This is a genomic window from Streptomyces marispadix, from assembly GCF_022524345.1.
Lineage (GTDB): Bacteria > Actinomycetota > Actinomycetes > Streptomycetales > Streptomycetaceae > Streptomyces > Streptomyces marispadix.
On sequence record NZ_JAKWJU010000002.1, the window covers coordinates 6,045,404 to 6,061,111 of the forward strand.

General features: G+C 71.1%; 13 protein-coding genes and 1 pseudogene. 7 read left to right on the top strand and 7 right to left on the bottom strand.

Translation table 11 applies throughout. The features are described from left to right. Nucleotides 1-9 precede the first annotated feature (9 nt). Nucleotides 10-2,679, top strand: coding sequence for an ATP-dependent Clp protease ATP-binding subunit (locus tag MMA15_RS25135; RefSeq protein ID WP_241062447.1), 2,670 nt, complete (start codon nt 10-12; stop codon nt 2,677-2,679). Between the two features lie 234 nt (nt 2,680-2,913). Then, nucleotides 2,914-3,189 (top strand): DUF4236 domain-containing protein, encoded by a 276-nt coding sequence (locus MMA15_RS25140; RefSeq protein WP_372498301.1) that lies wholly within the window; start codon nt 2,914-2,916, stop codon nt 3,187-3,189. A gap of 33 nt (nt 3,190-3,222) precedes the next feature. Here MMA15_RS25140 and MMA15_RS25145 read toward each other — a convergent pair whose 3' ends face one another. The 3 genes from MMA15_RS25145 to MMA15_RS25155 form a co-directional block, all read right to left on the bottom strand. After that, on the bottom strand, nt 3,223-3,888 hold the full coding sequence (locus MMA15_RS25145; protein WP_241063478.1) for a GAF and ANTAR domain-containing protein: 666 nt from the start codon (nt 3,886-3,888) through the stop codon (nt 3,223-3,225). A gap of 145 nt (nt 3,889-4,033) precedes the next feature. After that, on the bottom strand, nt 4,034-4,993 hold the full coding sequence (locus tag MMA15_RS25150; protein ID WP_241062448.1) for an Fpg/Nei family DNA glycosylase: 960 nt from the start codon (nt 4,991-4,993) through the stop codon (nt 4,034-4,036). 18 nt (nt 4,994-5,011) lie between these two features. Continuing rightward, on the bottom strand, nt 5,012-5,437 hold the full coding sequence (locus MMA15_RS25155) for an OsmC family peroxiredoxin (RefSeq protein WP_241062449.1): 426 nt from the start codon (nt 5,435-5,437) through the stop codon (nt 5,012-5,014). 267 nt (nt 5,438-5,704) lie between these two features. On the opposite strand from MMA15_RS25155, the gene MMA15_RS25160 reads away from it, so the two are divergent. The 3 genes from MMA15_RS25160 (at nt 5,705) to MMA15_RS25170 (ending at nt 7,941) form a co-directional block, all read left to right on the top strand. Further along, complete coding sequence (locus tag MMA15_RS25160; RefSeq protein ID WP_241062450.1) at nt 5,705-6,256, top strand: glycoside hydrolase family 25 protein; 552 nt, start codon at nt 5,705-5,707, stop codon at nt 6,254-6,256. Nucleotides 6,257-6,368: 112 nt separating this feature from the next. Beyond that, complete coding sequence (locus tag MMA15_RS25165; protein WP_241062451.1) at nt 6,369-6,905, top strand: hypothetical protein; 537 nt, start codon at nt 6,369-6,371, stop codon at nt 6,903-6,905. 244 nt (nt 6,906-7,149) lie between these two features. Then, nucleotides 7,150-7,941: a DUF1707 SHOCT-like domain-containing protein gene (locus MMA15_RS25170; RefSeq protein ID WP_241062452.1), complete on the top strand. Its 792-nt coding sequence runs from the start codon at nt 7,150-7,152 to the stop codon at nt 7,939-7,941. 117 nt (nt 7,942-8,058) lie between these two features. On the opposite strand, the gene MMA15_RS25175 is transcribed toward MMA15_RS25170, so the two are convergent. From MMA15_RS25175 to MMA15_RS25190, 4 genes are all read right to left on the bottom strand, one after another. Further along, on the bottom strand, nt 8,059-9,660 hold the full coding sequence (locus tag MMA15_RS25175) for a CoA transferase (RefSeq protein WP_241062453.1): 1,602 nt from the start codon (nt 9,658-9,660) through the stop codon (nt 8,059-8,061). A 547-nt stretch (nt 9,661-10,207) separates the two neighbouring features. Next, nucleotides 10,208-11,014, bottom strand: a complete 807-nt coding sequence (locus tag MMA15_RS25180; RefSeq protein WP_241062454.1) for a DeoR/GlpR family DNA-binding transcription regulator — start codon at nt 11,012-11,014, stop codon at nt 10,208-10,210. After that, complete coding sequence (locus MMA15_RS25185) at nt 11,011-11,853, bottom strand: class II fructose-bisphosphate aldolase (RefSeq protein ID WP_241062455.1); 843 nt, start codon at nt 11,851-11,853, stop codon at nt 11,011-11,013. The genes MMA15_RS25180 and MMA15_RS25185 overlap by 4 nt, the downstream gene beginning before the upstream one ends. A gap of 235 nt (nt 11,854-12,088) precedes the next feature. Further along, nucleotides 12,089-12,985, bottom strand: a complete 897-nt coding sequence (locus MMA15_RS25190; RefSeq protein ID WP_241062456.1) for an SIS domain-containing protein — start codon at nt 12,983-12,985, stop codon at nt 12,089-12,091. Nucleotides 12,986-13,376: 391 nt separating this feature from the next. Here MMA15_RS25190 and MMA15_RS25195 point away from each other — a divergent pair. Together MMA15_RS25195 and MMA15_RS25200 are read left to right on the top strand one after the other, a co-directional pair. Further along, a pseudogene (locus MMA15_RS25195) lies at nt 13,377-14,628 on the top strand (CaiB/BaiF CoA transferase family protein). Next, complete coding sequence (locus MMA15_RS25200; protein ID WP_241062457.1) at nt 14,625-15,650, top strand: LLM class F420-dependent oxidoreductase; 1,026 nt, start codon at nt 14,625-14,627, stop codon at nt 15,648-15,650. The pseudogene MMA15_RS25195 and the gene MMA15_RS25200 overlap by 4 nt, the downstream one beginning before the upstream one ends. Nucleotides 15,651-15,708 lie beyond the last annotated feature (58 nt).

Here is a 15,708-nt window from a genome sequence, read left to right on the forward strand (position 1 = left end):
CGGATACCTATGACCAGCGGGTACATGGGTCCCGAGGACTTCGGCAGGGACCCGTTCGGAGACTTCATCGCGCGCTTTCTCGGCGGCACGGGCTCGCCCGGCGGCGGCAGGCGAGACCCCCGCTACTACGACTTCCTCCGGCTGATGAGCGAACCGGCCAGGCAGTTGGTCTCCGAGGCCGCCTCCTACGCGGCGGAGCACGGCAGCAGCGATCTCGACACCGAGCATCTGCTGCGTGCCGCGCTCACCACCGAACCGACCCGGACGATGATCACCAGGGCCGGCGCCGACGCCGACACCCTCGCCCGGAACATCGACCGCGAGGTCGGGGACGGCACGCCCCGCAAGTCCATCTCCGTAAGCCCCGCCGTCAAGCGCGCCCTGCTCGACGCCCACGACATCGCCCGCACCAGGGGTGCCTCCTACATCGGCAGCGAGCACGTGCTGATCGCCCTCGCCGCCAACCGGGACTCCACGGCCGGGCAGATCCTCAACGCGGCGCACTTCGACCCCCGTTCGGCATCCTCCGGCTATCCGCCCGGGCACCCCGGCCAGGGCGGCCCCGGAATCCCCGGCGGGCAGGGCGCGGGCGGCGAGGCGGCACCCGGCCGGGGACCGCAGGGCAAACCCCGCAGTGAGACGCCCAACCTCGACAAGTACGGCACCGACCTGACCGAGATGGCACGCGACGGCCGCATCGACCCCGTCATCGGCCGCGACGAGGAGATCGAGCAGACCATCGAGATCCTCGCCAGGCGCGGCAAGAACAACCCCGTGCTCATCGGCGAGGCAGGAGTCGGCAAGACCGCCATCGTGGAGGGACTCGCCCAGCGCATCATGGACGGCGACGTGCCGGACAACCTGCTGGGCCGCCGCGTCGTACAGCTCGACGTGTCGGGCGTCGTCGCAGGCACCCGCTACCGCGGCGACTTCGAGGAACGCCTCCAGGGCATCATCGACGAAATCCGCGAACACTCCGAGAAGTTGATCATCTTCATCGACGAGCTGCACACCGTCGTCGGCGCCGGAGGCGGAGGCACCGAAGGCGGCTCGATGGACGCGGGCAACATGCTCAAGCCGCCGCTCTCCCGCGGTGAGCTGCACGTCATCGGCGCCACCACCCTCGAGGAACACCGCCGCCACATCGAGAAGGACGCGGCACTCGCACGGCGCTTCCAGCCCGTCCTCGTACCCGAGCCGAGCGTGCCCGACGCCGTGGAGATCCTGCGCGGACTGCGCGACCGCTACGAGGCACACCACCAGGTCCGCTACACCGGCGACGCGCTGATCGCCGCCGTCGAACTCTCCGACCGCTACCTCACCGGCCGCTACCTCCCCGACAAGGCCATCGACCTCCTCGACCAGGCGGGGGCCCGCGTGAGGCTGCGTACCGCGACCCGCGGCACCGACGTGAAGGCACTGGAACGCGAGGCCGAGCAGATCCACCGCGACAAGGACCAGGCCGTCGCCGCCGAGGACTACGAACGCGCCACACAGCTACGGGACCGGCTCGCCGAGGTCGAGAAGGAGATCAGCCGCGACGAGCGCAACCGCCAGCCCAACGGCCGCATCGCCGAGGTCACCGTCGAGGACATCGCCGACATCGTCTCCCGCCAGACCGGCATCCCCGTCAGCAACCTCACCCAGGAGGAGAAGGAACGCCTCCTGGGCATGGAAGACCGCCTGCGTGAACGCGTCATCGGCCAGGACGAGGCGGTCGCCGCCGTCGCCGACGCCGTGCTGCGCTCCCGCGCCGGACTCTCCAGCCCGTCCAGGCCCATCGGCAGCTTCCTCTTCCTCGGCCCCACCGGCGTCGGCAAGACCGAACTCGCCCGCGCCCTCGCGGAGTCGCTGTTCGGCTCCGACGACCGGATGGTGCGGCTCGACATGAGCGAATACCAGGAGCGGCACACCGTCAGCCGCCTCGTCGGCGCCCCTCCCGGCTACGTAGGCCACGAGGACGCCGGGCAGCTCACCGAGACCGTCCGCCGCAACCCGTACTCGCTGCTGCTGCTCGACGAGATCGAGAAGGCACACGCCGACGTCTTCAACATGCTGCTCCAAGTCCTCGACGACGGGCGCCTCACCGACTCCCAGGGCCGCACCGTCGACTTCACCAACACCGTCGTCGTGATGACCAGCAACCTCGGCTCCGAGGCGATCACCGGACGCGGCGCCGGAATCGGCTTCGGCGGCGGCGACGAGGAAGACGAGGAGGACGCACGCCGCGAACGCGTGATGCGCCCGCTGCGGGAGCACTTCAGGCCGGAGTTCCTCAACCGCATCGACGAGATCGTCATCTTCCGCAGGCTCTCCGACGAGCAACTGCGCACCATCACCGACATGCTGCTCGACGAGACCCGCCACCGCGTCCACGCGCAGGACCTCACCATCGACTTCGCGCCCGCCGCCGTCGACTGGCTCGTGCAGCGCGGCTACCAACCCGAATACGGGGCACGGCCGTTGCGCCGCACCATCCAGCGGGAAGTGGACAACAAGCTCTCGCGGATGCTGCTCAGCGGCGAACTGAAGCCGCACACCGGGCTGCTGGTCGACGTCGAGGGCGACGAGCTGGTCTTCCACGCCGACGGCGCGGAAGCCGCCGCGGACCAGGGCGGAATGGAATCCCGCAGCCGCCGCGGCGGCGAGGGTGGGGACGGCGGCGCGGAGGAAGGGTAGTAGTGCCCTGAGGGCGACTACCGGCGGCCGTAGGGTCGTTGACCGACCGGCTCACTGAACGGCCGAGCCGCCCCGCCGACTGCGGGCTGCCGGTGCAGTTGCCTGCCGACGCTGACCGACGCCCGACGACCGCTGCCCCGTGCCCGACGGCCAATGCCCGATGCCCGATGCTCGACGACCGATTGAAAGTCCCACGACGACAGGGGCCCGTGGCCCGCTGCCGAGGAGGCGACGATGCCGCTGACCTTCCGCCGGAGCTTCCGGGTGCTGCCCGGCGTCCGGCTGAACATCAACCGCAGGTCGTGGTCGGTGACCACCGGCGGCCGGTGGGGACCGCGCCGCACCTTCAGCTCCACCGGACGCCGCACGACGTCGATGGACCTGCCGGGCCCCCTGGGCTACCGGCACACCTCGACCCGCGGCAGCCGCCTGCGCAGCAGTACCCGCACGGGAGGCCGGATCGTGCCCCGCATCCTGGGAAGGCTCAGCGGCCGGAGCCGCCGCGGCTGACCGGCACCGGCCGCGGGCATCGCGGCAGCCGCATCAACGCCGCCGCTGCGCCCCGGGGATCTCCCCGGTCTCGATGACCGTACGCACTATCTCGCGCAGCTTGATGTTCCGGTCCTGGGAGCTCTTCCGCAGCACGGCGAACGCCTGCTCCTCGTCGAGCTTGTAGCGCTCCATGACGATGCCGATGGCCTCGCCGATGCTGTGCCGCGACTCCATCGCCGCATGCAGCTGCGCATGCGTACGGGCACTCGAGAAGGCGACCGCGGCGTGCGAGGCGAGCAGCCAGCCGATGTGCTCGGAACGCTTGGTGAAGGCGTTCGGTGTGGAGGAGTACAGGTCGAGAGCGCCGAGTTCGTCGTCCTCGGTGTAGAGCAGGAAGCCCATCATGCTTCCGACGCCCAGCTTCCGCGCCTCAGGGGCGTAACGGGGCCAGCGTCTGACGGTCTCCGTCATGTCCCCGATGCGGTAGACCTCCTCCGGCATGCGGGCGGCGTCGAAGCACGGGCCCTCGCACAGCTCACCCTGTATCCGGTCCGACTCCTGCACCATCTCACTGGTCCTCGCCAGCGTCCTGACCTGCTTGCTCTCCACGGTCATCACACCGGCCGCCTCACAACCGGGGACCAGCTCCACCGCATGCGCCACCACACGGTCGAGCGTCTTCTGCACCGAGCGCTGCGCGAGCAGATCCCGCGCCATATGGGCCAGGCCCGTGGCGAACTCCTCCAGCTCCTCCTCCGTCACCACTGCCCCTCTCGCCCGCTTCCCACGGCCCCCAGCGGACCCCTGCGCGACAGCCACAGTAACCGCACCCGCCACGGCACACCGCCGCCGAGCAGTACGGCTACTTCAGCAGGCGAGACATGCGGCGGTCCGCCAGCGGCTTCCCGCCGGTCTGGCAGGTCGGGCAGTACTGGAGGGAGCTGTCGCTGAAGGAGACCTCCCGCACGGTGTCCCCGCACACCGGGCACGGCTGCCCCGTGCGTCCGTGCACCCGCAGCCCCGTCTTCTTCTCCGACTTCAGCTCACCCGCGGCCAGCCCCCGCGAACGCTCGACCGCGTCGCGAAGGGTGGCACGCAGCGCCTCGTACAGGCCCGTGACCTCCTCCTCCGACAACTCCCCTGCGATCTTGAACGGGGAGAGGCGAGCAGCGTGCAGGATCTCGTCGGAGTAGGCGTTGCCCACACCGGCGATCACGCTCTGATCGCGCAGCAGACCCTTGATCCGGTGCCGTTCGCCGTGCAGCAGCCCCGCGAAGACCTCCGGCGAGAAGCCGTCCGCGAGAGGATCGGGGCCCAGCCGCGCGACGCCGGGCACCTCCAGCGGATCGCGCACGCAGTAGACGGCGAGACGCTTACGCGTCCCGGCCTCGGTGAGGTCGAACCCGCCGCCGTCGCCGCCCTGTTCGGGCCCCGCCAGCGACAGACGCAGCGCCAGCGGGCCCTTGCCCGGACGGGGCGGGCCCGGCGGCACCGAATCCCGCCACCGCAGCCAGCCCGCCCGTGCCAGATGGACGACCAGATGGAGACCGCCCGTACCGCCCGTACCGGCCGCGCCGCCGGCACCGGATGCGTCCCCGCCGCCCGTCGCGCCCGCGTCCGCCTCCCCGGGCGCGGTCTCCAGATCGAGGAACTTCCCATGCCGGGACACCCTCGTGAAGGCCCGCCCCTGAAGCGCCGACGGCTGAGGCTCGTACGTCTTGAGCACACTGATCGCGACCGGCGTGACGCGCTCCACCACACGCCCCCTGAGGCGCTCGTCGAGGAAGTCGCGCAGCGCCTCGACCTCGGGCAGTTCCGGCATGTCTCCTCCTGGGAGGGCTCAGCCCAGCTTCGCGGTGAGCGTGATCGTCGTACCCGAAAGGGCCTGTGAGACCGGGCAGTTGGCCTTGGCCTCCTCGGCCGCTGCGACGAATGCGGCCTCGTCGATGCCGGGCACCTCGCCCTGCGCGGTGAGGTGGACACCGGTGATCCCGGTGCCCGGCTGGAACGTCACATCGGCCCGCGTACTGAGCCGCGAGGGCGGACTGCCAGCCGAGGCCAGCCCGTTGGACAACGCCATCGAGAAGCAGCTCGAATGCGCGGCGGCGATCAGCTCCTCCGGGCTGGTCCTGCCGTTCGGCTCCTCCGCACGTGACGCCCACGTGACGGCCTGCTTGCCGATCCCGGACGAGTCGAAGGCGACCTCGCCCGACCCGTTCTTCAGATCCCCGTTCCACTCGGTGTGCGCGGTGCGCGTCGTCGCCATGTCCTACTCCTCGTCGGCTGTCTCTCCACCAGTGTGCCGGGTGCGCCCGCAGCGGCACCCGAACCGATCCTGCGCCCGCGGGCGCCGTCGGCGCCGGGGCGACGCGCCGGGACGAAGCGCCCTCAGCGCGCCGCGCAGCGCACCCGTGCGGTGACCCGGAGCGACTGATTCAGGGCCCGACAGCGCACCGTTCACGGTACGGTGCGCCGCGTTACGGGTATCGGAACGGATGAGCGATACGCCGCCGGACGGCAGAAGGAGTGCATCGTGATCAAAGGCGTCGACGTCTCGTCGTACCAACCGTCGGACTACAGCACGAAAGGTCTCGACTTCGTCTTCATCAAGATCACGGAAGGCACTTCGTATGTGAACCCCAAGTGGGTCGACCAGCGGCAGACCGCCCGCGACGCCGAACTCGTCACCGGCTTCTACCACTTCGGCCGCGCAGGCAGCATGAAGGAGCAGGCCGACTACTTCATGTCGAAGATCGACCTGGTCAAGGGCGACATGCTCGTACTGGACTGGGAAGACACCGAGGTCAGCAACGCGGAGAAGGACTCCTGGATCAAGTACGTCCAGGAGGAACGCCCGCACACCAGAGTGCTGCTGTACTGCAACACCAACTTCTGGCTCAACCACGACACCACGTCGTTCGCCGGCGACGGGCTGTGGATAGCGCACTACAACGGCAAGCCGGGCAAGCCCGGAATCGAACACCCCTGGCGCTTCCACCAGTACACCAACGACCCCATCGACACGAACCTCGGCAACTACGACAGCCGCGACGAACTGCGCAAGTGGACCCACAAGGAGCCCTAGACGCAAGGGAGTCGGACCCCGCACGCCGGCGCGCCCCGGCGGCCCGGGACGGGCTGCCGCCCCTGCTCACCCGGGCGCGACAGGCGGTGCCTAATGCCGATAACCTCCCGTCATGCCGGAAGCCAACATAAGCACGACGACCGACGACGAGACGACCGCACCGGCGGACCGTGCCAAAGCCGCAGCCGCAGGGGACCCGGAGAAGAAGGAGTCAGCGTCGGCGCCGGCGCAGGGGGAGGAGCGGCGGCGGAAGCCGCCGTCGGACGGCCCCGAAGACCCCGCGCAGGGCGGGGAATTCGGCGACGAGGAAGACTTCGGGGACGGCGCCGGAGACGACGCGGCTGAGGGGGCTTACCAGGGGGAGAGAGACGGCGAGGACGCCCGTACCGGACTGACGCCGCGCCAGGCACGCAGAGTCCGCGCCATCGTCTCCGCCGTCGTCATGGCGGCCGTCGCCGTCGCACTCGTCGTACGTCTCGGCAGCGCCCCCTCCGTACTCACCGTCGGCTTCTACGGCATCGCGCTCATCCTCTCCGGCGTGGCCATCGGCCTCAGCCGCCGGGGCCGTACCCGCGTCGCGACGGGCGTGCTCGCGCTGGGCTTCGCGTCGGTGGCCCTGGCCGAGTGGCTTCTGGCGTCCGTGGAGTGAGGGCCACGTCCGTACGGGGACGCCGGTGTGAGCCGATATGAGTCGGTACGAGGCAGTACGAGGCGATATGGGTCGGCACGAGAGTCGGCACGAGGGTCGGCATGAGTACGCCCGTAGAGCACGTCGGCACGGGCAGGCCATGAACGTCGAGCGAGGCGACGCCCGACGACGCCCACCGAGGCCAGACGAGGACGCCCCGGTGAGGACGACCCGGTGAGGGGAAGCGGGGGAATAAGGTGACGGCATGAGCGACGAGCTGCCCGAGATGCGTGCTTCCGACGCGGAGCGAGAGCGCGTCGCCGAGGTGCTGCGCGACGCGCTCGCCGAGGGACGGCTCGGCATGGACGAGTTCCAGGAGCGTCTCGACAGCACCTACCAGGCCCGTACACGCGGCGAGTTGGTCCCCCTCGTAAGGGATCTCCCGTACCACGACAGCCCCGACACCGACGGGGACGCGAACCCCGAGCCGGCCGCGACGGGACAGAACCCGCAGGCTCCGGCGCTGCGCAAGAAGCGGCGCTGGGCGGAGCGGATCGGCGGGAAAGCCACGTCACGCTGGGGCGTCGGCATCATGGGCGGCTTCGGGCGCAAGGGGGAGTGGACGGTGCCGCGCGTCTTCACCGGCGTAGGCATCATGGGCGGCGGTGAACTCGACCTGCGCGAGGCACGGTTCGAGGAACGCGACGTGGTGATCCGCTGCTTCGCACTGATGGGCGGCTTCAGCGTCACAGTGCCGCCGGGGATGGGCGTCGAAGTCCGAGGCATCGGCATCATGGGCGGATTCGACTCCTCCGCCTCGGGATTCGCCGACGCCGACGCACCACGCGTAGTGATCACCGGGCTGACGGTGATGGGCGGCGTAGGCGTGGAACGGAAGCTGCCGCGCGAGGAAAAGCTACGGCTGCGCTCCGAGCGCCGTGAGCGGCGCGAACTGGAACGCCGGGAACGCCGCGAGGGGCGCGAACGCAGGCGCGGGCACGGCGGACCGCACGGCGGGTACGGCGGACCGCACGGCGGTCATGGCAAGTCCCTCTGACGGGACGTCTCTCTGAGCGACAAGTCGCTTTGCAGCGGGGCGAGTTGTGCCCGGCAGCGGCAGGCGTGTGGGAGCGATAACGATTGTGCGTTCAGCGGGCCGGGCGCCGGGGCCGGGTCACCACCAGGCGGCCGGGTCGGTGCCCGCAGGGACGGTCGGCCGCGACCAGTCGGAGGGCGAGCCTTCGTAGCCGACGGGCGGCAGCACATAGCGCATCCGCCCCAGCGGGCTGTCGGCTTCGGCCAGCCAGGCGGCCGGGTCGGCGAGATCCTGCCGCCGCGATTGATCGCCCCCCGGCTCCTCCCCGGGCGTCGTACCCGGCGCTGACGTGGAGGCCGACGGGGCGTGCTGCGCTTGCGAAGTCAGGCCGTTCATCAGCCAGTCGGCAGTCTGCGCCAGCGCCACCCGTACGAGCCTGGAACCGCACCGTCCACGCCGCTGCTCGGTCAAAGCCCTCATCACGGCGGCGGCGAGCAGATAGCCCGTGCCGTGATCCAGGGCCTGCGCGGGCAGCGCTCCGGGAATCTCCTCGCCTTCCTCGTCCCGCTGCCCTTCGAGGAGCGAGATGCCGGTCGCCGCCTGTACGAGGCTGTCGAAACCGCGCCGCCGATGCCACGGCCCGTAAGCGCCCCAGGCACTGAGCTGGCCGACGATCACGCCGGGACGCCGGTCGGCAAGCGACTCCGGAGCGAGCCCGAAACGGTCGAGCGCGCCGGGACGGTAACCCGTGACGACGACGTCCGCCGCCGACAGCAACTCCTCGAATGCTGACTGCCCCGCGCGGGAGGCGAGATCGAGCAGCGCCGAACGCTTCCCCATGCCCGTGTCGGCGTGCGTGTCGGCGTTCTCGCGTAGCTGAGGCGAGTCGATACGGAGCACATCCGCACCGAACAGCGCGAGAGCACGCGTGGCGACCGGACCCGCCAGCACCCGTGTGAGATCCAGTACGCGCACCCCGTGCAGCGGGCCGGGCCCCGCCGGTTCGGGCAGGGTCCGGAGAGGCGTCTGGTCCATGCGCACGGTGGTGAGCAGCGGGCGCTCGGAGACTCGGACGCCCTGAGGATGCTCGGCCCACTCCGCCGAGGTGCGTACGGCGACGGCCAGGCCCCCGGCCGCGAGCACCGTCTCCTCGACCTCCACGGCATCGCGCCCGGCCAGCTCCGCGGCGAGCATCTCCGCGAGCATGGCGTCGTCGCGCTCGTCGCGCTCGTCGCGCTCGTCGCGGGCGTCGCGGGCGTCGGGGGCCGTGCGGGGGGCGGGGTCCCTGCGCGTGCCGGGGGCGTCGAGGTCGTCGAGGTCGTCGCGGTGCTCTCCGTTCTCGGCGGAGATACCGAGGGCGGCGAGCAGCCGAGCCCGGTGGTGCGGGTAGTTGGCGTGGGTACGCAGCCAGCCGTCCCGCGTGCGCCAGAAACGAGACAGCGCGGAGAACGTCACCGGCGCGCGCCCGTCCGTCCGCAGATGACGCTCGCTGGTGAACGCGGCGGCCACCGCGCCATCGTCCACATGCACAGCAGGAACGGGCGCCGGGCCGCCGCCCGCGCCCTCGGACCGTACGGACGACAACTCCGCGGCCGCCAGCGAGCACACGGACACCGTCGCGCGGGCCAGCGCCAGTACGGGCAGCCGAGCCGGGAGCACCGCACGCGGGGTGCATGAGACCCGGTCGAGCAGCGCGGGATCGCCGCCGAGCGCTCTCCAGGCGTGGGCGGCGCCGGGCACCGACGGAGCGTAATCAGCCGCGTCCGCCTGCGCCGTGGGGAGGCCCGCACTCAGCGCGTCGCCGCCGAAGTGGCCCGACCGGGCCGCGGGTGCTGCTGTACCGACTGCCGCTGGTGAAGATCGTTCCATGACGGGCATTCTGGCACCGGCGCCTCGATCCCCGGCGGTAACGAACCTTGCGGGCGGCAATGAGCCCCGCGGGCGGTAGCGAACCGCGCGGGGGCAATGAACCCTGTGGGCGGCAATGAACCATGTGGCCAGCGGCGTCGCGGATAGGGATGCGGGAGACGGTCCGGGTAGCGGGGGGGAGTAGGGCGGGGATGGGACGGTGCGCGGCGGGGGGCGACGGGGCCGCGAGGCGAGTAGCGGGAGAGCGTGCTGCCGAGTGTGCTGCCGGGGGCCCTCCCCCTCCCCCCTCCCTCCCCCCGGCGTCCTTCTGTGTCCAGCAGGAACCGTCGCTGTGCCCACCGCCCACCATTCGCCGTCGGCCTGCCCGTCGCCCTGGCGTGGGTCTAACGCGGGTCTCCCCGTCCAGGCGCGCAGTCCCTCAGCGTCCGGCCGTCGATGGCGCCGCTGCCACCACGCGCAGCCCCTGGTCGGTGAACTCCTGCTGTGATTCCTCGTCCATGCCCGTGTCCGTTATGAGCGTGCCGAAGACGTCGGCTCCGCCTACGCGTGCGAAGCAGCGCAGCCCCAGCTTCGAGGAGTCCGCGACCATCACGGCGCGTTCCGCCCGTTCGGCCATCAGTCTGTTCGTCGTCGCCTCGGCCTCGTCGTGGACGGTGCCGCCCCACTGTGTGTCGACTGCGTTCACGCCGATGAAGGCGATGTCCAGGGTGAGCTGGCGCAGCACGGACTCGCTGTAGGGGCCGGTGAGTTCGAACGACCGTGAATGGGCGACGCCTCCGGTCAGCACTATCTTGATCTGCGGGCGGACCGCCAACTCGTAGGCGATGTTCAGGGAGTTGGTGACGATCGTCAGCCGCGGGTCGGGTCCTGTCTCCGCGAACTCCGGTCGGGTGGCGAGGGTGCGGGCGATCTCCGTCGTCGTCGTGCCGCCGCTGAGTCCCACGATGTCGCCCGGCTCGACCATCTCCGCCGCCGCTTCCGCTACGGCGTGCTTCTGCACGGCGTGGTGGCTGTGCTTGTAGCGGATCGGCAGGTCGTAGGTGACGGAGCTGAGCACCGCGCCGCCGCGGGTGCGTGTCAGCAACTGCTGTTCGGCGAGGGCGTCCATGTCGCGGCGCATTGTCGCCACCGACACCTCAAGCGATGTGGCCGCCTCCTCCACGTCGAGCCGCCCCCGTTCGCCGAGGAGTTCCAGCAGGGCGTTCAGCCGTTCGTGCCGTCTCATGGCGCCTCCGTTCCCAGCAGCCGAAGCAGCCGTTCCGCCTCTGTCGACACGGCGTCCCTGGCGGGCCCCACGTACTTACGGGAGTCGATGAGCGTCGGGGTCTGCGCCAACGTTCGGCGCACTTCCCCGGTGAAGACCGACACCAGATGCGTCGAGATATTGATCTTCGTCATGCCGGCGGCGACGGCGGCGCGCAGTTCCTCGTCCGGCACTCCCGAGGAGCCGTGCAGCACGAGGGGCACGGGGAGACGCTGCCGCAGGCTGCGGATCAACTCCTTGTCCAGTACCGCCGTACGCTCCCGCATGGCGTGTGAGGAGCCCACGGCGACCGCGAGGGCGTCGACGCCCGTGGAGTCCACGAAGGCGAGCGCCTCCGCCGGGTCCGTGCGCGCACCGGGCGCGTGCACACCGTCCTTTCCTCCGACCTCTCCCAACTCGGCCTCGACGTAGACCTGGTGGCGACGGCACCAGTCCGCCAGCTCGGCGGTGGTGGCGACGTTCTCCTCGTAGGGCAGAGCGGAGGCGTCGATCATCACTGAGCGGGCCCCCGCGTCGACGCCTTCCCGCAGCAGACCGGGGTCGGTGATGTGGTCCAGATGCACGGAGACTTCCGCGTCGGAGGTCTCGGCGAGGGCGAGGGTGGCGAGCAGGAGGGGCCGCAGACTCCCGTGGTAGCGAACGCAGTTCTCGCTGATCTGGAGTATGAGCGGCGTGGCGGCCCGTTCCGCCGCGGCGATGAGCGCCTCGGCGGTCTCCAGGTGCAGCACGTTGAAGGCGGGCGCACCGACACCTGCCGCTCGCGCCCCGTCGACGATGGACGCGGTGGAGACAAGGGGCATGCTGCGAACCTCCGTTGGACGCATGACAGTTGAGCACAGGCCGAGCACAGGCCGAGCACAGGCCGAGGACAGGCCGAGCACATGACGGACGTGATGGACGTGATGGAACAAGCGGGCCGGGTCGGCCCCCGGGATGGACAAGCGCGAGGGGCTGGGGCACCGCTCGGTGCCTCGCACCGCCGCGTACGGCACGCGGGGCGCCGCTTCCTGCGACCCGGCCGCGACGGCGGCAGGGTCAGGACGCGTCCAGCATGACCGAGCGGGTCAGGCTGCGTGGGGTGTCGGGGTCGAGGCCGCGTGCCTGTGCGCGAGCCAGCGCTATGCGCTGCACCAGCACCAGCTCGGCCAGCGGATCACGCTGCTCGTGGTGTACGAACGTGCCCCCGGTGCGGGCGACTTCGTCTCCGAGTCCTTCCGGCGGCGGCCCGAACATCCATGTCACCCGGCCCGGTGCGGCGATGGATATCGGTCCGTGCCGGTACTCCATGGCCGGGTAGGACTCCGTCCAGGACTGCGACGCCTCTCGCATCTTCAGTGCCGCCTCGTGCGCCAGTCCGACCGTCCAGCCGGTGCCGAGGAAGGTGAACTGTTCGGCGTCGACCCACTCCTGCCGGATCTCCGCCGTCAGTGCCCCCTCGGCGTCGTGTGCCGCCGCGCCCATGTCCTCCCCGAGGTGGGCGCGCAGCAGTGCGAGGGCGCTGGTGGCGAACCGGGTCTGCACGACGGACCGTTCGTCGGCGAAGGGGAGGGCGACCGTCTCGTCCGAAAGGCCGGTCGCCGGTGTGCCGGGGTCGCCGATGACGGTCACCGTGGGAACGCGTCCCCGAAGCGACTCCAGCAGCCGCAGCACCTCCGTCGTCGTGCCGGAGCGGGTGAGGGCCAGCACCTCGTCGTACTCCCGGTCCGCTCCCAGCAGCGCCTCGGACGCCGCGAACGCGTCCGTCACGCCGTGCCCGGCTCCCTCGCGCAGGGCGGCGTACGCCTGAGCCATGAACCACGAGGTGCCGCATCCGACCGCGGCGACCCGCAGCCCGTGCCGTGGCAGCCGTGCCGATCCGGCCAGTCGCGCGGCCTCTCGCCACGTATCCGGCTGGCTGCTCAACTCCCGCTCCATATATGTGTTTCCGCTCATCGCGCCCCGCCCCTTTCTCGCCTGACCGGCGCTTCCACTCCGCCCGGCGGTCCGCTCGCGAGCGTTGCCGCGAACCGAACTCGTAGTGCGCGAAACTGATTGTTTCCTCCAAGCTGCAATCAGTATCGCGCATTCGCCGTGCGGGGCGCCATTGCACGTAAGGGTGGGCTGCGGTGGACGATGTTGACGCTTGCGGCGACCGGCGCCCGCCTCGCCGACCCGCCTGTCGCCGCCGCTCTCCGCCCCCGCCCCGGGCGGCCCTCGCCCATGTGGTGCATGCCACGCAGCGGCCGTGCCCGACCGGTCCTCCCGGGCTTGTGGAATGGGCAGCGCCTCCTTAGCATCCCTGGTGTTACATCAGTTGTGTCAAAGTGTCGGAGGACGGGGCGAGATGACGGCAGCGACGCAGCGGGACGGAGGTCGCCAAGGTCCGCTCCGCGGCGTACGCGTCGTGGAGTTGGCAGGGATCGGCCCCGGCCCGTTCGCCGGGATGCTGCTCGGCGATCTGGGCGCCGACGTCGTACGCGTCGACCGCCCCGGCGGCGCCCCGCTCGGCATCGACCCCGCCGGTGACATCACCAACCGCAACAAGCGCTCCGTGACCCTCGACCTCAAGGACCCCGCCGGTCTGGCCACCGCGCTCGACCTCGTCGAGCGCGCCGACGTGCTCATCGAGGGCAACCGGCCCGGTGTCGCCGAACGCCTCGGCATCGGGCCCGAAGACTGCCTCGCCCGCAACCCCTCCCTCGTCTACGCCCGCATGACCGGCTGGGGCCAGGACGGCCCCCTCGCACAGCGCGCGGGACACGACATCGGCTACATCGCCCTCACCGGCGCCCTCGGGATGACCGGCCCCGCCGGCGGCCCCTTACGCGGCCGCGAACCTGCTCGGGGACTACGCCGGCGGTTCGCTCTATCTGGTGGTCGGCGTGCTGGCCGCCCTGCATCACGCACGCACCCCGGAGGGCCGGGGCCAGGTCGTCGACGCCGCCATCGTGGACGGCACGAGCCATCTCACGGCCATGATCCACGGAATGCTCGCCGCCGGTGCCTGGCAGGACAGGCGAGGCTCCAACCTGCTGGACGGAGGCGCTCCCTTCTACGGCACCTACGAGACCGCCGACGGCGGGCACATGGCCGTCGGAGCGCTGGAACCGCAGTTCTACCGGGAGTTCGTGCGCCTGCTCGGAATCGGGGGCGCGGACGGCGGCGAGGCGGAGCTGCCCGACCGTGAAGACCCCGGCGCCTGGGGCGAGTTGCGTGCCCTCGTCGCCGACCGGTTCAAGACCCGTACCAGGGACGAGTGGGACGAGGTCTTCCGCGACTCGGACGCCTGCGTCGCCCCCGTGCTGTCCCTGCGGGAAGCGCCGCGGCACCCCCATCTCGTCGCGCGGGACACCTTCGTCGAGCACTCGGGCATCACACAGCCCGCGCCCGCACCGCGCTTCTCCGCCACCCCGGCCGCCGTCTCGCGACCGCCCGCCGTGCCCGGCGCCGACGCCGCCGACGTGGCGCGCGACTGGCACTTGCCCGCCCTGGCGGAACCGTCCGCCGCCCACACCCGCAGCGGCTCCGACAGCGGCCGAGACACCCACACCGGCACCAGCCCCGCCCCCGACCCCGTCAAGGACAGTGACGCATGAAGATCGCCACGCCCCTCCAGTACGCCGACAACCCCCGTACCGCCGCCGAAGAGGTCGTGAAGCTGGAGGCCGCGGGCCTCGACGCGGTGTGGGTCGCCGAGGCGTACGGCTTCGACTCGCCCACCGTGATGGGCTACATCGCCGCCCGCACCGAGCGCCTGCTCATCGGCGCCGGCATCCTCAACGTCTACTCCCGTACGCCCGCGCTCATCGCGCAGACCGGTGCGGGCCTCGACGTGCTCTCCGAGGGGCGTGCCCTGCTGGGCCTCGGCGCCTCCGGACCGCAGGTCGTGGAGGGCTGGCACGGCAAGGCCTACGACAAGCCGCTGGGCCGCACCCGGGAGACCGTGGAGCTGTGCAGGCGGATCTGGCGGCGCGAGGTCATCGACCACCACGGCATCACCGACATGCCGCTGCCCGCCGAGAAGGGCGGCAAGCTCGGCAAGCCGCTGAAGTTCCTCAACCGGCCGCAGCGGGCGGAGATTCCGCTGTACATCGCCTCGCTGGGACCGGCCAACGTCCGCATGACCGCCGAGATCGCCGACGGATGGCTGCCGCATCTCTTCGTGCCCGAGAAGGCGAAGCAGGTGTGGGGCAAGGCCCTGGAGGAAGGCACCGCGCTGCGCGACCCCGAGCGCGGCCCCCTGGAGATCTCCGCGGGCACGCTCCTGGCGATCGGGGAGGACGCCGCCGCCGTACGGGAGCATGTGCGGCCGCTGATCGCCCTGTACATCGGGGGCATGGGGGCCAAGGGGAAGAACTTCTACAACGACGTGGCCCGGGCGTACGGTTATGAGGAGGCGGCCGAGAAGGTGCAGGACCTCTACCTCGCGGGAAAGAAGCGGGAGGCTGAGGCCGCGGTCCCCGCCGAGTTCTGCGAACTGGTCTCCCTCTGCGGTCCCGAGGGATATGTGCGTGAGCGCATCGAGGCGTTCCGCGAGGCCGGGGTGACGATGCTCAACGTCACGCCCGTCGGGCCCGAACCGGCCAGGCTCATCGAGAAGATCAAGAGCTGGGTCTGAAGGGCGCGGCAGGCCAGCGCACGGCCGGACGGCACACGCGCAGACGGGCATCCATGCA